This window comes from Microcoleus sp. MOSTC5 (assembly GCF_036701825.1).
GTDB classification, from domain to species: domain Bacteria; phylum Cyanobacteriota; class Cyanobacteriia; order Cyanobacteriales; family Microcoleaceae; genus Microcoleus; species Microcoleus asticus.
In genome coordinates, this window is record NZ_JAUBRK010000026.1 from 39,145 (window position 1) to 61,793 (window position 22,649).

Consider the following 22,649-nt stretch of genomic DNA (forward strand, 5'->3'; position numbering starts at 1 on the left):
TTAAGACCGTCTATTTAGACTTGGTTGATAAAAAATATAGTTCGATCGCCCAAATCTATCACAGCGATATCTGTGTCACCGCAATATTACCCTCAAAACACACGTCAACATCAGTCCCCGCCGCCCGATCGCGCGAGCCATATTCTCCCGCATAATAAAAGTATTCTCCCTCCACCCGGTACACCACGGGCAGCGGCTGGGTCGAAGGTTGGCAAAACACAATTTCCGGTTCCGCACTTCCCGGCGCTAAATGTGGCAAATTCACATTCCAAAAACACCCAGACTTTGGTTCCCGGTTGAGCAAATCCGCCAACACCCGCGATGTCCAACGAGTAGCGACATCCCAATCAATTTCGAGCGGCCTTTTAATCCGGTGGGAAATGGCGATGCCCGGAATACCGTGCATGGCTGCTTCCCGCACAGCCGCAACCGTACCTGAAATATACACGTCAACTCCCAAATTGCCACCCGCGTTAATACCCGAAAGCACCAAATCCGGCTTCGCACAAATGTGATGAAGAGCGATGCGCACGCAATCGGCCGGTGTTCCCCCTACAGCATACTCAAAGGACGATCGCCGATCGACATGAATCGGACTGTGGGTCGTCACTTGATGCCCGCAGCCCGACAATTGCCCTTGAGGAGCCACCATAATTGTTTTGCCGCTGACAGCCTGCAAAAGTGCCTGAATTCCCGGAGCGTCTATGCCGTCGTCGTTGGTTAAAATAATTTTCATTAAAAATTTGTCTGTTTGTAAGGTTATTGTGTCACTCGCAGGCGAGCCGATGCAATCTCAAATGGTAGGGGACGCGGGGATTGTGTCGATTTTAGATTTTAGATTTTAGATTTTAGATTTTAGATTTACTCCACAGATGTATTTGGGAGATTGGACAAGAGTCTAAAATTTTTGGCTTTCCACGACATTAGTCGGGGGCTTGTACCCGTTTTTGGGCGGTGTCTGCATAAGGTTAAGTGTAGTGGACTTACGCACTGAGACTGGACTCGACCAGGTTTTTTCAGCGGTACCCAGGCTCTCCACGCCGTATTTTAGTCTCTCTAACCCGGTTTCTGCGTCCGGGAATAGTTACCAATTCTATATTTACTTACTGTGCAACTATATTTTACTTTCGCGTACATCTGGCGATCGGCAAACATATCCTCAATTTTTGTATAAATTATTGTCCTATGCTAGTAGGATTACGTAGTTAGCGGTTGTGACAACCGATGATCCCAAAAGTTGCAATAACGGATAGTTAACCGTGAAATGCCTCAGCACCAGTCATCCTAGCGCTTGCGACAAAACCGAGTTTACGAAAAGTTTAAGAATAAACCTCGCACCATATTGTTTTGGTAAAGGTATCAAAAATGTATAGACAAACACTTTTAAACGATCGATGCTGTAAGTAGTTACCAAAAGAAATGAATAAAGTCAATCCCCCCAACGATATAAACAAGGTATTACTCTTATGAAAACCAACTTCGCCCAACCACTAACTGCCTGTATAGCTACCGCTGGTTTAGCAATTGCTTCTTCATTACTAACTGCAACGCAAGCCCAAGCATTCAGTTTATCGGTAGCTCCTCAGTACGGTACTACCAACGGCATTGGCACCGGCGCTACTGCAACATTGGACTTCAACTTTGTCCAAAGTGGAGCCGATTTGCTCCTGAATTTGGGCATCACCAATACCACTGGCACTCAGGCTACAGCCGGTGGCGCAATTAACTCTTCTCTCGTTGCCGTGGCATTTGACGTATTGAGCGGCGTTAATGCATCGGTTAAATCTACCGCAGGCAGCACTTTTACAAAGTTTTGGAACAATGTTGATATTAGCGGCTTGCACAACGGTTTCGACTATGGCATTAGCACTCCGCGCAATAGCTTTAATGGTGGCAACGCTAATGGAGGCTTATATAAAAATGACTCTACTTTGGTTAGCTTTTTGCTAACTGGCAGCAGTCTGAGTGCGGCTCAGGCAGAAAGTGCTTTCTTGACGGGATTTCAGAATGGTACGCTTAAGGCAGGGGTTCGCTTCCAGCAGGTAAGTGGGTCTAATGTTGGTACCAGTGACAAAGTTATGGCGGGAATTTCCGCTGATGCTGAGCCAGTGCCCGAACCAACCACTATGGCAGGTATGGTGATGGGGTTGGGAAGTTTAGTAGCAGCCCGCCGCAAGCAGGCAAAAAAAGCCACTGCGTGAATTTTCTCAGGGGTGCGGGCCATCCATCGGAAGACAAGCTCGCCGCATTTGTAGTGAATTCAGCTTAACTTCTAGTATCAACTCATAAGAGCCAGCGCAGCTATCGCTCTTCTGGCTCTTATTTTTGCTCTACGTTTACCAAATCTACATTTTGTCAAGGTACAGAACAAAAAATTTGCGATGCCCGAATTTCCGCAAAAATTAACCTAAAATCTCAAAATCCCCAGAAAATATCAACCAACTTGTGGTAATGTTTTGTGTCGGTTGCTATGTCCAGGCAATCTTCTGCAAGTTCAGTTAAACGCGCTCACAGCAATGTTTTTGCCAATTCTACCCTTAGCTCAAGCAATCCCGACACCTCCGACCCAACAAGTCATCATCCAGCAAGAATTTTCGATACCGGAAAACGAACTGGATTTGCCAGCACCTCCAACAACCGGCCCGCTGAACACTGTGACGGTGCCCCAACAAGTACGCGTTTTGCCCGGAAAACTCGACAACATCCCGGTTTTCAACAGCAACAGCCCCGAAGTTGTGCAAACGGAAGGCATTTTGCTCTCCACATTTCCTTCCGAAGGAAAACAAGTACCTTCTGCACACTTAAACTTCCCCTTCAAAGGCCGATTTGACATCTTTGCCCACCACATCGCTAAAGCTAAAAATCGCCAAGAAACTCGCACCTTATTTCAAGGAATAATTGTCCACAATCCCAACTCAGAACCTGTTACTTTAAAAGTATTGCAAGGAGCGACCTATTTAACTCGGCCGGATGCCTTGTTTGTTGATTTGCCGTCGTATTTAGAAAATCGATTTGGCACTGTGTTTGCGGGGCCTGGAAGCCGCATCACGAGCGATGTGCTGCGGGGATACAGACAAGCCATTTTGCCCGCTGCGATCGAGATTCCGGCGAATCAGAGCCGAATGCTGATGAATTTGCCGATACCTGTGGGGAATGTCACGCCTTCTTCCAACGGTCGATCGACCTTGATGCGAATGTCGAGCAGCAATTCGGTTTATGTAGCATCATTAGCAATGTTTGCTCCTAAAAGTCAAGGAGGAGTCGAGCAAGATCCGAGTTTAGAACAGTGGGAAAATATTTTAAATACCAAAGGTTTAGCGGGGCCGAGAGATTTAGCACCAACTCCCAGAGGCGAAAATCCGGTGCAAAAAATTTACGGCCGCGTGGCGGGAGTAGCTGAAGGTTCTCAGTGGGAAGCTAAAATTACGGACAATTCGAGAACCGATTATTTAACTGTTCCCAAGCGCGGCGAGTCATTTTCTTACGCTCTGAGCACAACGGATACGGGTACTTTTGGCACTGGTCAAGTTCAAAGCGCTAAAATGTTAGCTCGCTATCCCGATACTGCTTACTTAGCTAATGGTAATTACGGGATTCAATACAACTTAACTTTTCCGCTTTACAACAAATCTCGCGAGTCTCAATCTGTTAGCATTAAAATGCAAACACCGATCAAAGCAAATACAGAATCGGGGGGATTGATGTTTTACGATCCTCCCGAAAATCGGATATTTTTCCGAGGTACGGTGCGGGTGATGTTTAATGATGATACGGGCAAGACTTTGACGCGCTACATTCACATCGTGCAGCGCCGGGGACAGCAGGGAGAACCTTTGGTGAATGTGAATATGAAGCCGGGGGAACGCCGTTTGGTGCAGGTGGATTTCTTGTATCCGCCGGATGCGACGCCGCCGCAAGTCTTGACTGTGCGATCGAGTAATTAGTTTGTAGTCAGTAGTCAAAGGTTTGTAGTGAGGACTTTAGTCCGCATCAAGAAAAACTAAAATGTAGTCCATTTGGCTTTTTTTACCTGCTCACGCACTTGCCCATGTAGCACTCTCATCAGCTCTTCTATCACTCCCTGTGTTCGCCACTGCAAGTAAAGCCAATATACGGCCCTTGTAAGGGGGCCAATCCTTGGGTAGGTCTTACCAATTGCAGCCATTTTTTAGTTGATAGAAGATTCCATCTAAGATTTCTCTTTTTGTCCAGTTACATGGTTTTAGTTAGCTTCTTCCTGGGCAATATCTCATGTAGTATGGGTTCAATTATTTCCCATTCTGAATCCGTTAGACTGCTACAATAAGGCATGGCTGCTGCTGGATAATGCTTTTGCGGTCACGTATAACAGCGTAAAAGATGTCAAACGGGTTTTATAGAGGCTCAAAACCTTTGCACCTTGGTTGTTCGTCTCTGGCTAAATTTGGGAATTCACCAATAAACCTACTATTTTTCAAGCTGTGTAGCCTCGTTTTTCCACTGCGTACACTTTTTCAGCAAGCCCTAAGTAGAAATCATTGACAAACGTCTTCAGATGAAACCCTTGCCTGACAAGACTTTCAGAGATAGCGTGAAAAGTAAGGACAACATCCGTTGCACCAAAAAGTCGCGCCACTCCGTTCTTAGATTGAACCCGATCGCCTTTGACCAGTTTGTTTGGTTTAAAATATAATAAAGTTTTTCCTGAATCATGAGAAAATAAATTTTACTGGCATATCTATAGGGGAACATCCATCATGGCAAGAAGTAGTAGCGGATTTTGGAGCGATTTCTGGAAGTTTTTAGTTCAGGGAAATGTCCTTGAACTGGCAGTTGCCGTCATCATTGGTGGAGCCTTTGGAAAAATCATTGATTCTTTAGTCAAAGATATTATTACTCCCATTCTTCTTAATCCTGCTTTAACGGCTGCGGGAGCTAAAGACCTGGAAAGTTGGGCACCAGGAGGTATAAAATGGGGTGTTTTCCTGGCATCTGTAATTAGTTTTGTGATTATCGCCTTTGTTATTTTTCTATTACTCCGAAGCGTAGAATCTGCAAAAAAAAGATTAATTCGTCGGCAAGCAGCAGAAGCAGAAGCAGAAGTTGCACTTGTTGATGCTGCTACTCTCAACCAGGAAAAGATGACAGAAGTTTTAGAACGCTTAGCAAAAGCATTGGAATCGCGTGGTATTTAGAGCCTACGTAAGTAACCAAACGAAATTAATTAGATAAAGACTCTTTACGTTGTAAGGCTTTCAGGGGATATTTTGTGTGATTAATTTTGTACAACTACTTAATACTTGATTTTTAGGGGATGCAGGCAAAAGTTTAGGCTGTTATCTCCTTTTTTGCACACTCACACTAAAGATATTTCAAAAGCCTTCTTTGCGATTTCGTAACCGGCATCCTGAATCCAAAGTTTGGTGGTGATAAACAGTATTTTTCATAATTTTTCTTTTACGTGTTTCCGAATTGCGTGCTTTTTTAACGCTGAGAAATTACACGTTATTAACGTTCAATTTGGAGATGCTTTCTTTATTATCGAGGGTATGGCTGTAGGCATAGTTCAGGCCTATAGAACCCATTTGACATCTATTCCAGACTTATTACCACAACTAGGTTTGGGGCGAATCAGTAGAATCCTAAATTTAGGCTAGAATAGTTGCCCTGTAAGGATTTTACAAAAGATGTCAAATGGGTTCTATAATAAAAATCCTTTTTGCAATACTGAGATGTTCCCGACTGAAGTCCTGACTACGAACCTCAGAGTAAGGTTTGTAGTCAGGACTTTAGTCCTAATTAAAGTGTCAAAGATTGAGGATTTGTCTCAATCAATTTAGCTAAATCTTGCAAGAAAGATGCAGCGTCAGCACCGTAAATAATCCGGTGATCGCAAGTAATATTCACCTGCATTTGGCGCTTCACTCCCATCAAACCATCCTCGTTTGCTACTACTTGCGGCCGCGAAGAGCCGATCGCCAAAATCGAGCCTTGATTCGGCGGCAAAATGGCGTCAAACTTGTCTACTCCAAACATTCCCAAATTGGAAAGAGTAAAAGTGCCCGTGCTGTATTCATCAGGCTTCAACTGCTTGGTGCGGGCGCGATCTACTAAATCCTTCCAAGTGCGCGAGAGCGAATAAATATCGAGGCGATCGGCATTTTGCAGCACCGGCGTAATCAAACCGCCGCCGTCCATCGCCACCGCTACCGCCACATTAATATCAGCGCGGTATTGAATTCCCGAGTCCACATAACAAGCATTCAGCAGAGGATGTTTTTGTAAAGTTACTGCTACTGCTTTCGCCAGCATAGCCGTCATCGTGACGCCTTTCGACTTAATTTGTTTGTAGAGTTTGTCGAGATTATCAGTAGTAATTGTGTAACCCACGCGGAAACACGGCACGCTCAAACTTGCTTCCATATTCCGCACCACCGCATTTTGCAGCGCATTCATCGGTACTCTTTGGCCCGAAAGTGCCACCGCCGGGACTGGTGTGGGTGCGGGTTTGGCTGCTGCGGGGGCGGGTGCAGGTGCGGGTGCTGTGGGTGCTGCGGGTGCGGGTGCTGCGGGAACTGTTACCGGTTGCTGAACCGGAGCGGGTTGGGCTTTCCCGGCTGCTGCTTCCACATCCTCTGCGACAATGCGGCCGTTGGGCCCGCTGCCTTTGATAGAATTCAAATCTACTTTAAATTCTTTAGCTAACTTGCGAGCGCGGGGAGAAACGACGCTGCGGCCGTTTTGGCGGCTGACATTTTGCTGCAAACCTGCTGACGATGTAGCTGCGCTGACAGGAGCGGGGCTGGGAGCGGGGGCTGCTGCTGCGGTTGGGGCGGGGGTTCCTTGCTGCTGAGCGGTGGCGATTTCAGCTTCTGTTTCTGCTACCAGGGCGATTGCCGCTCCCACCGGAGCAACTTCCCCTGCAGGTACGATAATTATTGCTAAATAACCTTCGTAGAAAGACTCCACGTCCATGTCTGCTTTGTCGGATTCAACAACCACCACCGTTTCACCTTTTTCTACTTTGTCTCCGGCGGATTTGACCCAGGAAACAATTTTGCCCTCTGTCATGGTAGAGCTCAGGGCTGGCATGAAAACTTCGCGAATCATCTGTAAAAAGTCCTTTTGAGTTGGTAATAGGTAATCGGTATTTGGCAATTGATAATTGGCGATCGGCCACCGGCAATACTTATTATTATGCCAGTCTCTCGCATTCTTGATGTGTGACTGTTGACTGAAAATCAATTGCCAATTACCGATCGCCAATTACCACTTACCAATTTCTAAATATCACCTCGAATTTCTTCGACTATGCCGTCGCGCAGGAGAACTTCTACTTGCATTTTTTGAATCAAGTTTTCTCCCAGCCCGACAGTGAACGTGCCGTCAATTTGACCTTGACTCACTTCTTGCTCGAGGTCTAGCACCTGCACTTGCTGAAGCTGTTGCAGGTTTTGGTTTTTCTGTTCTAGCAGTTCGCTTTTTCTTTGATTCACCTGCACTTGAATGTTTTCTATTTGCTGCATTACTTGCGGGCCTGGGGGGTGCAGGTTTTGCTTTTGGATTTCTGAAACCATCCGCTGCCCTTGCATTTCTAACTGTTGTAGCTGAGAGTCTATTTGGTTGATTTGGGCTTGGAGTTGCTGTTGAGCTTCTTCTTTCCAGCGGGGAGTAACGACGACTTTAACGTTAATCGATCGCTTCAAGAGTAATTGTGGTTCCATAAAGTTGTTGATTGTCAGTTGGGAATTAGAAATTAGACATTAGTCATTAGTCATCAGTCATTAGTTGGTAAATATTTCCTAATGGCTGAGGACTGAGGACTCGGACTCGGGACTCGGGTGTTGGGATAATTTTTTCTTCTCCATTCCCCAAGTCCTGCGAATATTTCAAAACATTCCGTCAATCATATCGCGGTAGTGTTCCGTCACAACCGGGCGCTTAATTTTCAGGGTCTGGGTCAACATTCCATTTTCCATCGAAAATTGCTCCCGAATCAACCGGAACGGGCCAATCCGATCGTCCGCGCGGTATCCGGGGCGATTTTGCACCTCTCGGTTCAATTCTTTGCGGAATAAATCTTGAATTGTCTTGCTATTCCAGTCAATTTCGTGTAATGGGGGATTCTGAGTTTCTGCCCATTTCTGCACGGCTTCTTGATTGGGGACAATTAAGGCGCCGAGGGATTTCTGGTCTTGACCTACTAGCATAATTTGGTCGATGTAGGGGCTGCGGAGGCAGGCGTCTTCTATGGGCTGGGGTTCGATGTTTTCGCCGTTGCTGAGGACGATCGTATCTTTAGCCCGCCCGGTCAAGATTAAGTCGTTTCCCGGTGTCAGCCAGCCCAAATCGCCGGTGTCGAACCAGCCTTCGGAGTCTATGGCTTTGGCGGTAGCTTGGGGATTGAGATAATAACCTGCCATGATTTGCGGCCCGCGGCCCAATACCAAACCGCGCTGGCCTGTGGGCAGTTGCTGTCTGGTTTCTGGGTCTACTATTTTAATTTCCGTATGGGCGATCGGCTGTCCTGCGGAACCTTTAAGATTGTGCCAAGGGCGGCGGACGGTTAAAACCGGCGATGTTTCGGTTAAACCGTATCCCACCAACAAGCCGATATTCGCTATTTCAAAGAAATTGTCTATATGCGCCGCCAAAGAACCGCCGCCGCTAATTGCCCACTTAAAACGTCCTCCGGTAGCTTCCCGGACTTTTTGGTAAACCAGTTTTTCGGCGAGGGCGTGCACGGGCGACAACAGAATGCTTTTGGTGCGGGCGATTAATTTTTCGGAAGCAGAAGCCGGTTTCAAACTGAGAGTTAATCCTTGGGAAATGCGGCGGTTCTCTATGTATTGCTGGCTGGCAGATAACAGGAAATTAACCAATTTTTGTTTGTTAGGTGGCTGTTCCCGAAATTGCTTTTGTACTGCCTCGTAAATCGATTCCCAGATACGCGGAACGCTGACCATGTACTGGGGTTTGTAAGTTTTAAAGTCTTGTTTGAAATAGCGAATATTGGTGTAAATTTGCGTGCATCCCTGGGAAAGCAGGAAGTATTCGACGCTGCGTTCGTAGGCGTGCCAACTGGGCAGAATGCTGAGGACGCCGTCACCGGCTTCGGGCTGGAGAATTGTACCCAAAGTGGTGAGTTGGTGCAGCAGGTTGCCGTGAGTCAGCATGACGCCTTTGGGTTTGCCGGTGGTGCCGCTGGTGTAGAGGAGGGTGGCGAGGGTTTGAGGCTTGTGGTTGGAAGGTTTGAGGGGACGGTTGGCCCCTGTGGTCATCACTTGGGAAAATTTGACTGTGCTTAGGGTTTGGCTGGTTTCCGGTTCTTCGTCGGAGAGGAGGACGATGAGTTGAATGGGCAAATCGGGGAGGCGGTGTTGCAGTTTTTTCAGTAATGCCAGGTTTTCGACTACCAAGGCGGTGCTGCCGCTGTCTTGGATGATGTAGAGGAGTTCTTCGGGGTCGGCGGTGGCGCCTCGAACAACGTTGGCCGCCCCGGCCATCATAATACCTTGGTCGGCTATCAGCCAGCGGGGGCTGTTGTCGGCGAAGAGGGCGACCCGGGGAGGGACTGCTTCTTCGGGATTGGCTTCAATGCCGAGGGCTTGGAGGCCGGCGGCGAATTCCTGGATTTGTTGGTAAAGGTCGGTGTAGGTTAGCTTAATTTCCGGGTTGGTGTGGGGATCGTGGAGGGCGACGGTTTGAGGTAATCGCTGTTTGACGATCGCCCAAAGTTCGGGTATCGATCGAATGGAACTGTAATCGATAAGGCGGCTGAGGTTAGCGCGTTCGCGATCGGTCAGTTGAGATGATGTGTAAGATGCTGGGCTGTTCATAGGGTATTTTCCTGAGTTTATGCAGATAAAATTATTGGCTATCAGTTTAATATCACAGTTATTTTAGAACTTTGTGGCAGTGTCGTGACAGTTGGCAAACCTGCCATTGTTTATTCATAAAATTAGAGAGACAAGATTATGAAACTTATAGTTGCACAGAAACACATAAATTTATCAAGGTTGATAGTAGTTACTTTTAGTACGATCGTAGCATTATCTGAAAATGCGCTTTACCTCGAAGTTGCGAGGGCGCAACCGGGAAACAATAGGCGAACATTTGCGGATTGGTGCCGCCAAAAAGCTGATTTGAGTCCTGAAACTAAACATACTGTTGATGTGCTGTTGCAGAAAGCTGAGACTACTGAGTGCGATGCGGCCGATCGGAAACTTTCTCTTCTCACGGAACTAAACCTCTACAAAAATCAAATCAGCGACATCAAACCCCTAGCATCCTTGACTAACCTGACTTCGCTCAGCCTCATCAACAATCAAATCAGCGACATCAAACCCCTAGCATCCTTGACTAACCTGACTTTGCTCTGGCTCGAAGGAAATCAAATCAGCGACATCAAACCACTAGCATCCTTGACTAACCTGACTTTGCTCTGGCTCGAAGGAAATCAAATCAGCGACATCAAACTGCTAGCGTCCTTGACTAACCTGACTTCGCTCAGCCTCATTAACAATCAAATCAGCGACATCAAACCGCTAGCATCCTTGACTCACCTGACTAAGCTCTGGCTCATCAACAATCAAATCAGCGACCTCAAGCCGCTAGTATCCTTGACTAACCTGACTGAGCTCTGGCTCGAAGGAAATCAAATCAGCGACATCAAACTGCTAGCATCCTTGACTCACCTGACTCAGCTCTGGCTCATCAACAATCAAATCAGCGACATCAAACCGCTAGCATCCTTGACTCACCTGACTGAGCTCTGGCTCAACGGAAATCAAATCAGCGACATCAAACCACTAGCATCCTTGACTCACCTGACTAAGCTCTGGCTCATCAACAATCAAATCAGCGACATCAAACCCTTGCAATCCTTGACTAAACTGACCGATCTCTACCTCAGCGGAAATCCGATCGCTCCCAAAACTTGTCCTCTCAAACCAGCGTCTATCTGTAAGTGGGAACCACCACCTAAACCATAAAACTTTACAATGACGCCCGATCGCACTTCAATATTTCAGTTGCGATCGCTGTGCTGCTGACAAAGTATGATCGCGAGTTCGAGTCGCACATCGGCTTCAGTCAGGGGGAGATTGTCGGGAAGGTCGATCGTAATTTGCATGATTTATAGTACCTTTTAATTTCGATTGTCTCTGAAGTGCGATCGTTTAATTTTGCAATTTGGTTTTAATTTTATTACAAAAATCGATGAACTGACGGAAAGTAGTCAGTTGGTCAGGCTGAAGTTGAATCCTTGTCAATAGTTGTTCCAAATAAAATGGCTTGAGTACATCTCCCGGTCGTTTTTTATAATAGGTAATATTTTTAGCTTCAAATAACGCTCTCAAATAAGCTCCATGAAAGTGAGCGTGAGTATTAAAATCTTGATATCTGCCCATATTTTCGGGACAGTTAACTGAAACATCATAATATTTGGTATAATCTAACAAAGGTTTGTTTTGAGGATTTCTGGAATAAATCTTCCGATTACCCAACAGCCAACTTTCCAAGCAGCGATTCTGAAATATCAGCACAAGTTCTGCATTATTTAATTTCAACTTTTGCTCATTTAAAAAATCATCAATTTCAGTGGTAAGTTCGGCAACAGTATTTTCCTCGGCATCCAGACACACTACAAAATAGCTGTATTTTCCGTTTGAGTTAATTTCCGCGATCGCAGGTGGGATAAAATTGTATAACGAAGGATATCCTTCCCCGCTAATCAAGTAATAATTTTTTTGAGTCACATCATCGCAATTGTCAACTCGCTGCAATTCCGGTAAAAGATAAGCCAGCCAAGCAGGATAAACTTTTCTCTCTGATTGTGTTCCTTCAACCAAAAAATACAGATTCATTCAACTTTGATTCCTTCGCTATATTCTTCAAGATTAATCAGTTGCATAAAAGCTTGATGCCTTGATTTTCCCAAGTTCAAATCTTTAGCATCTATGACAGTTACGATCCCACCTTTGCGAGTGACTATTTTCCAGTGTTCCATCCCAATATTATTGATTATGTAAGGATGATGGCTGGTGAGAATGAATTGAATATTTCTATTTTCCACAATCAAATCTGTCACAACATCGATACAGTTAATCCCCAAGCTGTTTTCAAATTCATCAATCAGGATTACCGTGCCTTCTGGCGACAAGTACAGTTCGCTAATATGAATTAGCGTTTTCAGCATTCCTGAAGAAATATTATTTTGGAAAATCCAATTATTGACACCTTTTTCTTTGATTTGAATTGGAAAACTAATAAATGATGATTCCTCATCTTGTACTGGTTCTATTTTTATGTCTTCCACTTGAGGAAAAACTTGTATAAATATGCCTTTTATTTTATTAAAAATATCTGAAAAAATGCGACAAATCAAAGCTAATTTGAGCTGGATCGGCAGATCACTTTCCTTAATATCATCTAATAAAACATCACTTTCTTGTATCCTTGATATCATTGTATAGTTTATCTCGTAATAATCTATTGAACTAGAATTATTGCTAGTTATTTTATTAAAAGCCTGGTGAACAGGTGAAATATCTTCTTCTTGATTTAAAATTTCAACTACGCTTTGGAAAGGAGACAATTTGGGCGTTGTCTTGCCTTTAAATATAATTTCATTAGGTGTTCTTTGTACAACTGCATTTTCCTCTCTGAATAAAGTTTCACTAACAATTCTAAATTCATTAGTTTCGCCGTCATCATTAAGAATGAAGGGCAGATTTTCTTTTGTTTCAAATTCGCCTTGCCAACGGTACTCGACATTATTTAATGTCGCAAACGTAATGTCCCATCCTAAACCGTTTAATGAACCACCATTAGCTATCTGTTGTAAACTCAAAATTCCTTTTAAAATTTGTGTTTTGCCGACACCGGAGACACCAATTAATAAAGACAAGTTGGAAAAATATATCGGTTCAAAACGCCACTCTCGTAAATTATCCCAAAAAGCTACTTTTTTAATTTTCATTTATCCCTCCTCTCTATTAATTATCTGCGTTCCTCAGCGTTTATCAGCCTACATATGCGGTTAAAAACTGACATAATTTTGCCGCCACCAAGCGCGGACAAACTTAATCTCCTCAAAGGTATAACGTTCTTCCAAAAACTCATAAATTGCTCTCAGTTTCTCATCCCCCATAACTTCAATTGCGTACACTATCGCCTGCTGGCGTTCCGGTTCCACCAACAAATTTATATCAACTTCCCGCCCCATATCCATCAATTCTATCAGATGCCCAGAAATAGTATTAGGACTCATACCCCGCGCATTGGCTATTCCTTGAACTGTCAAACCTTGTCGGTATAATTCCCAGGTTTGCATCTGCGAATAAGACGCAACGTTAGAAAGATTGGGAAGATTAGCAACATCAGAAGATGCAGCACCAGTTGGCAATCCTTGTTCTTGGCAAAAACTGCGAATTGCCTCCAAGAAAACCTTGCCGTATTTATCTCGCTTGTTGCTACCAACGCCGTAAACATCCTCGAATTCGGTGAGATTTTGCGGGCGTTTTTCTGCCATGTCTCGCAAGCTTTTATCTGCAAAAACTACGTAAGGTGGCACAAATTGTTCATCGGCAATTTGCTTGCGTAGCGTCCGCAGTATGGTAAATAAACCTTCGACTTCTACTGCCAAAGAACGAACTTTACCCTGTACTTCCCGCTGCGGTTCAATAGCGATTTCAACTGTGCGCTGACGTTTCATAATTTCCCAACTTTTTTCATTCAGTTTCAGAATGGGAAAGCCGTCTGTTTTTTCGTCTAAACAACCTTGATTTAACAGCGTCCTGCTCAACTTTTTCCATTCATCAGCACTTCTATCTTTGCCAATTCCGTATGTAGAAAGTTGGTGGTGCTGGTATTGCAATACTTTTTGACTTTTTGAGCCTCGCAGCACGTCAATAATATGATTCATGCCGAATTTTTCTTGGCATCTCGCGACGCAAGAAAGAAATTTCATTGCCTCAATCGTCCAATCTTCTACTGGTTTTTTGTCGCAACAGTTATCGCAATTGCCACAATTTCCGGGAAATGAATCGCCAAAATAACTTAACTGAACTGTACGGCGGCAATCGCTGGAGTCTGCATAGTTAATTACTCGCCGTAACTGTTGGCGGGCAATTCGCTGTTCTTGCGGATCTGGTTTTTGCTCGATTATGTATTCGATGGTTTTGACATCGCCGTAGCCGAAAAATAAGCTGCAATGGGCGGGTTCGTTGTCTCGGCCTGCGCGGCCCGATTCTTGATAGTATCCTTCGAGATTCTTGGGCAAGTCGTAGTGAATTACAAACCGCACGTCTGGTTTGTTGATGCCCATACCAAAGGCAATTGTAGCTACCATTACTTGCACGTCGTCGCGAATGAAGCGGGTTTGATTGGTGGCGCGATCGACATCGTTCATGCCGGCGTGGTATGGTAAGGCTTGGATACCGCTTTGTTGCAATTTATAGGCAACTTCGTCAACTTTTTTGCGGCTGAGGCAATAGATAATTCCAGAACCGCCTTTTTTTTGGATAATTTGCAAAACTTCGGCAAAACTGTGCTTGGTTTTGGGGCGAACTTCGTAGTATAAATTGGGGCGGTTGAAGCTGGCGACGTGGATGTAGGGATTGCGCAGAGTTAGCTGCTGGATAATGTCTTGGCGGACGCGCTCGGTGGCGGTGGCGGTTAGCCCCATAATGGGAATGTCGGGATATCGATCGCGCACTCGCTGCATTTGCCTGTATTCTGGTCGAAAGTCGTGTCCCCATTCCGAAACGCAGTGGGCTTCGTCGATCGCAAATGCCGAAATTCCTAACTTATTTGCTACTATATCTAAAAACGGTAAAAATCTCTCGCCGAGCAAGCGTTCGGGTGCAACGTAGAGCAATTTAATCTTACCTTCGAGAATCGCAGTTTCGCGCGATCGGGTTTCCTGACTGCTCAAAGTGCTGTTGAGAAAAGTCGCCCCAATTCCATTATCCTGCAAAGCTTCCACCTGGTCTTGCATCAGAGCAATTAACGGCGAAACAACCACTGTCAATCCCGGTTTCAACAGTGCCGGTAATTGAAAACACAAAGACTTGCCACCGCCAGTCGGCATGACAATCATCATATCCCGTTTTTGTAAAGCAGCTTCGACAATTTCCTGCTGCCCCGGGCGGAAAGAGTCATAGCCAAAAAAATGTTTTAGAGCTTGTTCGAGGGACAGCGGCACAGAAGATATTGGCGGATTCGACCCTAACATTTGCAGTAGTTGGTTGTTGGCTTCAACACTATTCTATGCTTTTTGAGCACCAATACAGTTACAATAATTGAGAATCTCATTTTAAGCAGAGAAACTGATGCCGAAAGCAATTTGGAATGGTGCCGTCCTGGCCGAAAGCGACAAATGCGAAGTCGTAGAAAACAACTATTACTTCCCCCCGGATGCCATCAAACGCGAGTTTTTCAAGGACAGCAGCACTCACACTACTTGCGGTTGGAAAGGTGTTGCTAGTTACTACAGTGTCGAAGTCGGCGGACAAGTTAATAAAGATGCTGCTTGGTACTATCCTACTCCGAAAGATGCTGCTAAAAATATTGCAGGATATATTGCTTTTTGGAAAGGAGTTAAGGTAGAGGCTTAAAGCAGTTTTGAGTTAAAAAATTGGGGCGGCTTTTGTGCGACTTTGGCGCTTAAGCCGCCCCTTTAAATTTTAGTCTTTTTCCCAAACGGCGACAGCTTCCCATCCCAAACCGCGACGAACAACAATCGGTTCGCTTTTTGTTAAATCAAGAATGGTAGAAACTTGATATCCCGGATCGGAACCGTCATCGACAATGACATCTACTAACTTTGACAAACAGTCAAAAAGTTCAGCTTTGCCAAAGTTTTCTGCTTTTGCAGCAGACACCGGTGCTGCACCTTCATCGTCAGTGGTAATGTGAGCGGAAGTTGAAATAATCGGATTTCCCAAGGCTTCCAACAGTGTAAAACAAAGCCGGTGGTCGGGAACGCGAATTCCCGTGGTTTTGCGTTTTGGGTTCATTACCAGCCGCGGCACTAACTTGGTAGCTGGCAGCAGAAATGTGTAAGATCCGGGAATTAATCGCTTGATAATTCTGTATGCTTCATCGCTGACGGCAGCATAGTCGGTAATATTTGACAGAGAGGAACACAAGAACGTTAAAGGCTTATCATTAGATAGTTGCTTGATCTGCCTGACTCGTTCTACAGCAGACTTGGAGTTGAGATCGCAGCCGATCGCGTAAACTGTATCTGTCGGATAAAGCATCACTGCCCCATCTTTCAGAGCTTTTGTAATCTTCTCGATCCGGTCTTTTTGGGGTGCAACTGGATGCACTTCGTAAATAGTTGCCATGTTAAGCTATTGCAGGCTAAGTGGGCGATCGAAATATCGAGTGAAACAATCAATGCTAAAAATTAATTGTTAACAATGAATAAAATAGCTTATTTTGACTGTCCAACCGGCATTGCTGGCGATATGTGCATCGGAGCTCTCGTCCACGCCGGTGTTCCTTTAGACTACCTAATCGAAAAACTCAATTTGCTCGGCATTTCGACAGAGTATCAGTTGCGGACGGAATTAGTCCACCGGAATACTCAACAAGCAACTAAATTTTATGTCGATTTAGCAGCAGATTTGTGGTTAAAACCAAAAAATTCCGCTACCGAATTCGATCCCTCGGAAACGGAATCCCCGACTTTTGACGCCCGCCACCACCATCATCACGGGGAAGAACATTCTCACAGTCACGGCGAAGCAGATGCCGAAATTAGCCACACTCATCACCGCCATTTGCCAGAAATCAAGCAGATTATTGTCTCTGCAAAATTGCCTCCGCGCGTGGAAGCCTGGAGTTTGGCCGTATTTGGGAAATTAGCAGATGCAGAAGGTGCCGTACACGGTATCCCCGCAAGCGAGGTTCACTTTCACGAGGTGGGGGCTACGGATGCAATTATTGATATTGTCGGTACTTGTTTGGGTTTGGATTGGTTGGATATTGACGAATTTTACTTTTCGGCGATGCCGACTGGTGGGGGTACGGTGAAGGCGGCCCACGGTAAGTTAGCGGTGCCGACGCCGGCGGTGATGCGGTTGTGGGAAACGCACCGAGTGCCGGTTTACAGCAACGGGATCGATCGCGAATTGTGCACGCCAACGGGAACTGCGATCGCCTGTACTCTCGCCTCCGGTTTCGGCCCGCCGCCGCCGATGCAGCTTCAGGCGATCGGATTGGGTGCGGGTTCTCGAATGCTGGCAATTCCTAATATCTTGCGCCTCTGGATTGGGGAGAAGTCAGAAGGGGAGAGGGGGAGAGTGGGAGAGTGGGAGAGTGGGAGAAAGACGGCTACTAATTCCCCATTCCCGATGCCCAATGCCCAATTCCCAATGCCCAATTCCCTAGAAACTATTACGGTATTGGAAACGCAAATTGATGATTTGAGTCCGCAGGCGATCGGCTATGTTTTTGATGCTTTGTTTGCCTGCGGAGCTCTGGATGTTTTTACTGCGCCAATTGTGATGAAAAAGTCGCGGCTGGGGGTTTTGTTAACTGCGATTTGTCATCCAGAATTTGAGGATGCTTGCGAAGCTGTGATCTTTCGCGAGACTACTACTTTGGGAATTAGGCGATCGACTCAACAAAGAACTATTTTGCAGCGGGAAATCCAGACAGTTCAAACAGAATACGGTGAAGTGCAAATAAAAGTTGCGAAGTCTGGACAAACGATTGTTAACGTGCAGCCGGAATACGAAGATTGCGCGGAAATTGCCCGACTTAAAAATATTAGCTGGCGGGAAGTTCACCGCTTGGCGCTGCAAAGTTGGTACGATCGCACTTAATCAGTTCGCGATCGCACTCCGACAAAGAAACCGGGTTTTTATACCGAATCTGCGGGCCACAACGCAGTATTTTCGTAAAAAACCCGGTTTCTGACTGGATAAATTCAGTAAATTAACCGCAGCATAATCTGTCGGGTTTGCTTTTCGATCGCGCAACCAAGCTAAAATATTGCCTAGGTGCTGTTTGAGTTGAATAGCAGTTTTAAAATGGGTTAACAGACGTTCAATTAAAGGATACAAAATCAGTTGAATTTATGAGTCGCCGATCTAGTCTTGGGTTTGGGATTCAATTAAGACATGAGTGTTCATGAGTTAAGTTTGTTTGCGATCGTTCCTTGCTCAGCAGTTTGGAGCAAGCGTTCTCTGACATACTCGACGATCGCCGGTTGTAGCATTAAACTTGTTGATGCGGTATCATTGAGCGATCGCCGATCTTCGATGAGCGATCGTTCAGCCAGCGCCTCCAATGCTTCCATCAGTTGCCGTCCCGAAACTTTGGGCAAAATTTCCGCTTTTAACTTCGCAGGGGTCGCTCCTTCTTGATTAATGGCGATCCAGTACATAATTTTTTGTTGCAGGGGTGACAAGCGATCGAACTGGCGATCGAGCAAATCCCACAAGTCGCTAAAAACAGTATTTCCGTGCACTAAAAATGCGTGAATGTCACCACCAAAAAGTGTTTTAATAGTCGTTGCAGCAAGTTTGAGGGCGAGGGGATTGCCGCCAAAGTAGTTGACAATATCTTGACACTGCAATAGCGTTGCCTTTAATCCTTTGGATGCGAGGATTTGCTGGCATACTGGCGGTGAAACTCCGAAGAGGTTGAGCGATCGCACGGGTAAATTTTCGCCCGATCGCACAGCAAACCCGCCCGGTTTTTCTCGTCCGGTTAAAATCAGACAACTTTGGTGGGGTTCGTCCGCAATGCGCGCCAATAACTGTCGGTAATCTTCATAGCCTTGTTGATATTGTCCGCTGCGATTTCCCCCTTGCAAAATCGACTCCAGATTGTCGAAAATTAACAAACAGCGTTTTTGCCGCAACAGTTCCATGAGAGCAGGAATAGAGTTATTTGTTGTCGCTTCTGAACCAGTTAAAATCGGTAAAATATTGCTGAGGATAACATCTAATTGCGGTGCTTGCTGCAAACTCCGCCAGATTGCGAATTCAAACTGAGATTGAATTTGCTGAGCGAGTTTGACAGACAGAGAAGTTTTGCCGATACCGCCAAGTCCAAAAATACCGATCAGACGAGTAGAATTTCCGCTAATCCAAGTTTCTAATGTTTCCAGTTCCTGTTGCCGGTTGTAAAATTGGGAAACATCGATCGCTTCTCCCCAATCTTGGATGCAGTTATCTGCTTCGCTAGCGTGCAAGATGCCCGCACTGCAATGCTGGTAGCGGCGCAAGACTGCTTGCAGATTTTGCTTTGAGATTTTTTCGCCGATGATTTGAGAGAGATTGCGCCACAAATGCGAACCGACTTTTTTGATATAGTCATGTTCGTAAAGTAAGCGATCGGCTATCTCTTGATAAGAGTGTCCCTCCCAAGTTTGCAGAAAGACGCGGGATTGAATGTCATTGAGTTTTTGCTTTTTGTTTGCGGATTGTAACAGACTATCAACTAGGGCGATCGCCTCTTGTCCTTTCATAGCTTGCCAATTTGACCTATTCAGTAAATTTACTGATGTTTCATGAGTGCGAGTTGCTGTTCAGGAAAGAAAACAAATTTACACAATTGATCGAAAGCACACAATTGATCGAAAGCAATATGGTTACAAGCCCCGGTACAGGCTGTGAAGTCAATTCCATTATCTAAAATTTAACATCTAAAATCGATTGACTGCTAGCAGCCTTTAAGGGAATTTACGTAAGTTTACAAAAGCTAGTCACTTTTTGTCACCGGCAGGGCGATCGGAGTTCGTTATTCTTTGATAGTTAAGGCAGAGCACAAGCTGTTCAGACTGTTCATGGTTAAACCGCAGATGTGCGGGATAAGCCGACTAGGAAGAGTGTTGTACCGCATCTGCGACACAATTATAAGTTAGCCAGCAGAGTTACCTGTTGGGGTCTACAGTTCGAGTTATTTGTGTATTGTGAGACTCAAAAAGCTACAAATCCACAATAAATAGGGAATTTTGAATTCTTCCGGATTCACCAGAATTGTGCGTGTAGACTTCGCCAGGTCAACCTAGTGATTTAAATTTGAGGAGGAACTTAATCAATGGTAGATAGGGTAGAGCTTGGAAAACCACTGAATTTAGAGATTGATTTTATTTCTGAATCTAACTCTAATCGTGCTGATGATGAGACAATTAATGAATCGAACGATTCTCACCGTGAAGCTCTGACTGATTCTGAGCCTGCCAAAGAAAACATTAGCACAAATAGAGTTTTTGTTGCGTGTAAAACACATGTTTACAACAGAGACGTAGCTCCAGATGATTTTTTAAACGAGCTTGTAAACTGGTGCAAGCAGGCTTCAGATGAGATATTCATAAGCAATGATAATTATGATATCTATTCTCATGTATTTAACGAGTTAGGTCCCTGGGATAATCTCCTTCATAGAAAGGCTGTAATGCTGGAAGTTCTCCGAGTGATCGCGGGATTTGAAAGCTCATGGGACTGGAACGCAGGTAGAGACACAACAAATCCGAACTCAAATACTTCCTGTACTGAAGAAGCTGGTATATTTCAATGTTCTGGCGATTCGATGAACTTTGACAAAAGCCTTAAAAACCTTCTGCAATCAGTGTCAGGAAATGTAGACTGTGATACTTTTCGGGTTTTCTCCAAAAGTAATCATATGTTTGCAATTGAGTATTGTGCGCGTTTATTACGATTTACTGTCAATCATCATGGTCCTGTAAAGCGTAAAGAGATTCATCGCTGGCTAAAGCTTGATGCGGTAGCCGAGTTCGAGAAATTCTTACTCAACTGAAGTGAATCTCTCACTTTACCATTAACGTATTTTCAATTTTTCTCAGGAGTAGAATTATGTCACAACTTCATGTTATTGGAACTACATTCTTCAAGAAAACAACTGTACAGTCAAGCCGTTTACCGGCGAATGAGAAGGTTGCTGTAAATGCCGGAGAAACCCTCAAGTATAACCCCGATTCTTTGAAGGTTGTAGGAGAACATTACTTAGTAGAACTGCTTGAGCAAATTGCTCCTTGGGGCACAACTGGCTACTTTTACAGTCCTCACATTCAATTGGAGGTAAGTGGCTTTGCAAACCGCTTAGTCAGAAAAGTGTTGTCAAATAATGAATACTGGGATATTTTGAGGACTGCGGAGCAAATTAGAAATGGTACGGACAATACCTGTGTTGCATTTTCAAGTGAAACTCTTCGCAGGATGGGCATTCCTGTACCAATTGAGGATGTTGAGATTGACGGTGAAATCCTAAACATTTCTTTGGTGACTAAACCTTACAAGATATGGCTAGAACAAAAAGTAAAGCCAAGAAGAATAAATGATGCAACCAAGTTAAGACCTGGAGACATCTGCTTTAGTAAGGATGATCCGGACTTTCCAGGATTTCCAGCACATGTTTACTTCTTCATTGAATATTCTCCAGGAGATACTGGAGCTGCATATGTTGTAGATAACCAACAACCAAAACATTTGCGTAATCTAGATAATGGGTCACCTGGAAAAACTCCTTTTGCCTTCGCCTTACGACTTGAGAATCAGTTTGAAGAAGTTTACGCTGCGCGCGAACTGGTTGAGAAGAGTTTCTTAGAAGCCTCTGAAACTTTAAGACAGCAATTAATGCTCAATCAGGCATTCGAGTAGTAGACATTTATATAGAGGTATCTAGCTTTCATATAGAGGCTTGTGAAGGATCTTTGAGTCACTAACGAACCTGTAGGAGAGGCGAGCGTCTTTAAAGTGAGAGATTGGGTGTATTAAAGTTAGCACCTAAAGTGATAGCTTATAGCCTTTCTCACAAAGATGAGGTAGACAAGATTCTCTGAAGATCGGGACTTTCAAGCCTTATTACATACCTCATGTACCTGAGAAAGGCTATACATAAGATCTCTCGCACAAATGAGAAGTTGAGTTCATCCACGGTATTAGTGAGAGTTCAGCGTTTCAAAGAGTGCAGTTAGGGTGATTGTCGAACGAAGCTGGCTAACAACGCAGTAGAGCGGAGGGACGAAGGATCTTGGTGCTGAGTTCAAGGTTATCTGCCGCCGCTCACTTTAGCCGTTAGACTTCAAGTGCGATCGATCGCCCGTAGGTTGGCTTGACGCAGGAAACCTAACAACTTTTCTCCTTTAAAGCAGCCGACGTGCTTGTAAAATCGGGCAATCGTAGATGAGGTTCAAGTGCGATCGCTCTTTCTTCTAAATCAACAATTTACTAACTTACAAACCTTTACAAAAGTCTGTCAGTCTTTCTCACCGACAGGGCGATCGGGGTAGTTTATTCTTTGGCAAGCTAATTTATACTCTAATGTGGGTGGTAATCGCTTCACCGTAATTGAATCTAGATAGTCTACTTACTAACACCTACAGCTTGTCCTATCACCACTGTAGGTAAGATAGCGAGGACTTTGGGTGCTAAAGGCTTTAAGTCTGCCAGTCGATTAGAGGGTGCTTGCAAAACAACCACAGCAATGTTGAACTGTTGTAGATTTTGCTGAAACGATAGATTGTGATCGACTGTGATAAACACATCAAACTCCGCTTCTGCAAGGGCAAGAAGTTGACCATTTTTTACCCCTGCCCACCCCATCTGAGGAATCGTTTTCACCTCGCAGCCAACAAACTCCCTTGTCAGCTTGCGATCTATACACTCATCCAACAGGAGTTTCAT

At 44.8% G+C, this 22,649-nt stretch carries 18 protein-coding genes; 8 read left to right on the forward strand and 10 right to left on the reverse strand.

What is annotated here, in order from left to right:
* Window positions 1-58 precede the first annotated feature (58 nt).
* Window positions 59-736: a 5'/3'-nucleotidase SurE gene (gene surE, locus QUA54_RS16100; protein WP_333415411.1), complete on the reverse strand. Its 678-nt coding sequence runs from the start codon at window positions 734-736 to the stop codon at window positions 59-61.
* 730 nt (window positions 737-1,466) lie between these two features.
* Here surE and QUA54_RS16105 point away from each other — a divergent pair.
* The 3 genes from QUA54_RS16105 (at window position 1,467) to mscL (ending at window position 5,174) form a co-directional block, all read left to right on the forward strand.
* Window positions 1,467-2,201 carry a PEP-CTERM sorting domain-containing protein gene (locus QUA54_RS16105; RefSeq protein WP_333415412.1) on the forward strand — a complete coding sequence of 245 codons (735 nt, stop codon included), beginning with the start codon at window positions 1,467-1,469 and terminating at the stop codon, window positions 2,199-2,201.
* Between the two features lie 315 nt (window positions 2,202-2,516).
* Window positions 2,517-3,944, forward strand: a complete 1,428-nt coding sequence (locus tag QUA54_RS16110; protein WP_333415413.1) for a DUF3370 domain-containing protein — start codon at window positions 2,517-2,519, stop codon at window positions 3,942-3,944.
* 792 nt (window positions 3,945-4,736) lie between these two features.
* On the forward strand, window positions 4,737-5,174 hold the full coding sequence (mscL, locus tag QUA54_RS16115) for a large conductance mechanosensitive channel protein MscL (RefSeq protein WP_194067975.1): 438 nt from the start codon (window positions 4,737-4,739) through the stop codon (window positions 5,172-5,174).
* A gap of 604 nt (window positions 5,175-5,778) precedes the next feature.
* Here mscL and QUA54_RS16120 read toward each other — a convergent pair.
* The 3 genes from QUA54_RS16120 to QUA54_RS16130 form a co-directional block, all read right to left on the reverse strand.
* Window positions 5,779-7,089 carry a dihydrolipoamide acetyltransferase family protein gene (locus QUA54_RS16120; protein ID WP_333415414.1) on the reverse strand — a complete coding sequence of 437 codons (1,311 nt, stop codon included), beginning with the start codon at window positions 7,087-7,089 and terminating at the stop codon, window positions 5,779-5,781.
* Between the two features lie 173 nt (window positions 7,090-7,262).
* Entirely contained in the window at window positions 7,263-7,703 is a 441-nt protein-coding gene (locus QUA54_RS16125) for a YlqD family protein (RefSeq protein ID WP_172186046.1), read from the reverse strand.
* A 165-nt stretch (window positions 7,704-7,868) separates the two neighbouring features.
* A complete protein-coding gene (locus QUA54_RS16130; protein ID WP_333415415.1) occupies window positions 7,869-9,818 on the reverse strand; it encodes a long-chain fatty acid--CoA ligase in 1,950 nt (649 codons plus the stop codon).
* A 138-nt stretch (window positions 9,819-9,956) separates the two neighbouring features.
* Here QUA54_RS16130 and QUA54_RS16135 point away from each other — a divergent pair, with 138 nt between their 5' ends.
* On the forward strand, window positions 9,957-10,973 hold the full coding sequence (locus QUA54_RS16135; RefSeq protein ID WP_333415416.1) for a leucine-rich repeat domain-containing protein: 1,017 nt from the start codon (window positions 9,957-9,959) through the stop codon (window positions 10,971-10,973).
* A 186-nt stretch (window positions 10,974-11,159) separates the two neighbouring features.
* Here the strand turns inward: QUA54_RS16135 and QUA54_RS16140 are convergent, their stop codons facing one another.
* The 3 genes from QUA54_RS16140 to recQ are packed head-to-tail and all read right to left on the reverse strand — an operon-like array spanning window position 11,160 to window position 15,217.
* Window positions 11,160-11,846, reverse strand: coding sequence for a hypothetical protein (locus QUA54_RS16140; RefSeq protein ID WP_333415417.1), 687 nt, complete (start codon window positions 11,844-11,846; stop codon window positions 11,160-11,162).
* Window positions 11,843-12,961, reverse strand: a complete 1,119-nt coding sequence (locus tag QUA54_RS16145) for an AAA family ATPase (RefSeq protein WP_333415418.1) — start codon at window positions 12,959-12,961, stop codon at window positions 11,843-11,845. Before QUA54_RS16145 ends, QUA54_RS16140 begins: the two co-directional genes overlap by 4 nt.
* Before the next feature lie 60 nt (window positions 12,962-13,021).
* Complete coding sequence (gene recQ / locus QUA54_RS16150; RefSeq protein WP_333415419.1) at window positions 13,022-15,217, reverse strand: DNA helicase RecQ; 2,196 nt, start codon at window positions 15,215-15,217, stop codon at window positions 13,022-13,024.
* A gap of 97 nt (window positions 15,218-15,314) precedes the next feature.
* On the opposite strand from recQ, the gene QUA54_RS16155 reads away from it, so the two are divergent.
* Entirely contained in the window at window positions 15,315-15,599 is a 285-nt protein-coding gene (locus QUA54_RS16155) for a DUF427 domain-containing protein (RefSeq protein ID WP_172186059.1), read from the forward strand.
* A gap of 69 nt (window positions 15,600-15,668) precedes the next feature.
* Here the strand turns inward: QUA54_RS16155 and QUA54_RS16160 are convergent, their stop codons facing one another.
* A complete protein-coding gene (locus tag QUA54_RS16160) occupies window positions 15,669-16,334 on the reverse strand; it encodes an L-threonylcarbamoyladenylate synthase (RefSeq protein ID WP_333415420.1) in 666 nt (221 codons plus the stop codon).
* A 75-nt stretch (window positions 16,335-16,409) separates the two neighbouring features.
* On the opposite strand from QUA54_RS16160, the gene larC reads away from it, so the two are divergent.
* On the forward strand, window positions 16,410-17,819 hold the full coding sequence (gene larC / locus QUA54_RS16165) for a nickel pincer cofactor biosynthesis protein LarC (protein ID WP_333415421.1): 1,410 nt from the start codon (window positions 16,410-16,412) through the stop codon (window positions 17,817-17,819).
* Window positions 17,820-18,124: 305 nt separating this feature from the next.
* Here the strand turns inward: larC and QUA54_RS16170 are convergent, their stop codons facing one another.
* The gene (locus tag QUA54_RS16170; RefSeq protein ID WP_333415422.1) at window positions 18,125-19,471 is read right to left on the reverse strand and encodes an NB-ARC domain-containing protein; all 1,347 of its coding nucleotides are present in this window, start codon (window positions 19,469-19,471) and stop codon (window positions 18,125-18,127) included.
* 572 nt (window positions 19,472-20,043) lie between these two features.
* Between QUA54_RS16170 and QUA54_RS16175 the strand changes: the two genes are divergently transcribed.
* Window positions 20,044-20,763, forward strand: a complete 720-nt coding sequence (locus QUA54_RS16175) for a hypothetical protein (protein ID WP_333415423.1) — start codon at window positions 20,044-20,046, stop codon at window positions 20,761-20,763.
* A 56-nt stretch (window positions 20,764-20,819) separates the two neighbouring features.
* Entirely contained in the window at window positions 20,820-21,623 is an 804-nt protein-coding gene (locus QUA54_RS16180; protein ID WP_333415424.1) for a hypothetical protein, read from the forward strand.
* Between the two features lie 705 nt (window positions 21,624-22,328).
* Here QUA54_RS16180 and QUA54_RS16185 read toward each other — a convergent pair.
* Complete coding sequence (locus QUA54_RS16185; RefSeq protein WP_333415425.1) at window positions 22,329-22,649, reverse strand: DUF5615 family PIN-like protein; 321 nt, start codon at window positions 22,647-22,649, stop codon at window positions 22,329-22,331.

Bases quoted from the DNA above. Each gene is read 5' to 3' on its own strand.
- surE (WP_333415411.1), bottom strand. From the start codon at position 736: ATGAAAATTATTTTAACCAACGACGACGGCATAGACGCTCCGGGAATT.
- QUA54_RS16105 (WP_333415412.1), top strand. From the start codon at position 1,467: ATGAAAACCAACTTCGCCCAACCACTAACTGCCTGTATAGCTACCGCT.
- QUA54_RS16110 (WP_333415413.1), top strand. From the start codon at position 2,517: ATGTTTTTGCCAATTCTACCCTTAGCTCAAGCAATCCCGACACCTCCG.
- mscL (WP_194067975.1), top strand. From the start codon at position 4,737: ATGGCAAGAAGTAGTAGCGGATTTTGGAGCGATTTCTGGAAGTTTTTA.
- QUA54_RS16120 (WP_333415414.1), bottom strand. From the start codon at position 7,089: ATGATTCGCGAAGTTTTCATGCCAGCCCTGAGCTCTACCATGACAGAG.
- QUA54_RS16125 (WP_172186046.1), bottom strand. From the start codon at position 7,703: ATGGAACCACAATTACTCTTGAAGCGATCGATTAACGTTAAAGTCGTC.
- QUA54_RS16130 (WP_333415415.1), bottom strand. From the start codon at position 9,818: ATGAACAGCCCAGCATCTTACACATCATCTCAACTGACCGATCGCGAA.
- QUA54_RS16135 (WP_333415416.1), top strand. From the start codon at position 9,957: ATGAAACTTATAGTTGCACAGAAACACATAAATTTATCAAGGTTGATA.
- QUA54_RS16140 (WP_333415417.1), bottom strand. From the start codon at position 11,846: ATGAATCTGTATTTTTTGGTTGAAGGAACACAATCAGAGAGAAAAGTT.
- QUA54_RS16145 (WP_333415418.1), bottom strand. From the start codon at position 12,961: ATGAAAATTAAAAAAGTAGCTTTTTGGGATAATTTACGAGAGTGGCGT.
- recQ (WP_333415419.1), bottom strand. From the start codon at position 15,217: ATGTTAGGGTCGAATCCGCCAATATCTTCTGTGCCGCTGTCCCTCGAA.
- QUA54_RS16155 (WP_172186059.1), top strand. From the start codon at position 15,315: ATGCCGAAAGCAATTTGGAATGGTGCCGTCCTGGCCGAAAGCGACAAA.
- QUA54_RS16160 (WP_333415420.1), bottom strand. From the start codon at position 16,334: ATGGCAACTATTTACGAAGTGCATCCAGTTGCACCCCAAAAAGACCGG.
- larC (WP_333415421.1), top strand. From the start codon at position 16,410: ATGAATAAAATAGCTTATTTTGACTGTCCAACCGGCATTGCTGGCGAT.
- QUA54_RS16170 (WP_333415422.1), bottom strand. From the start codon at position 19,471: ATGAAAGGACAAGAGGCGATCGCCCTAGTTGATAGTCTGTTACAATCC.
- QUA54_RS16175 (WP_333415423.1), top strand. From the start codon at position 20,044: ATGGTAGATAGGGTAGAGCTTGGAAAACCACTGAATTTAGAGATTGAT.
- QUA54_RS16180 (WP_333415424.1), top strand. From the start codon at position 20,820: ATGTCACAACTTCATGTTATTGGAACTACATTCTTCAAGAAAACAACT.
- QUA54_RS16185 (WP_333415425.1), bottom strand. From the start codon at position 22,649: ATGAAACTCCTGTTGGATGAGTGTATAGATCGCAAGCTGACAAGGGAG.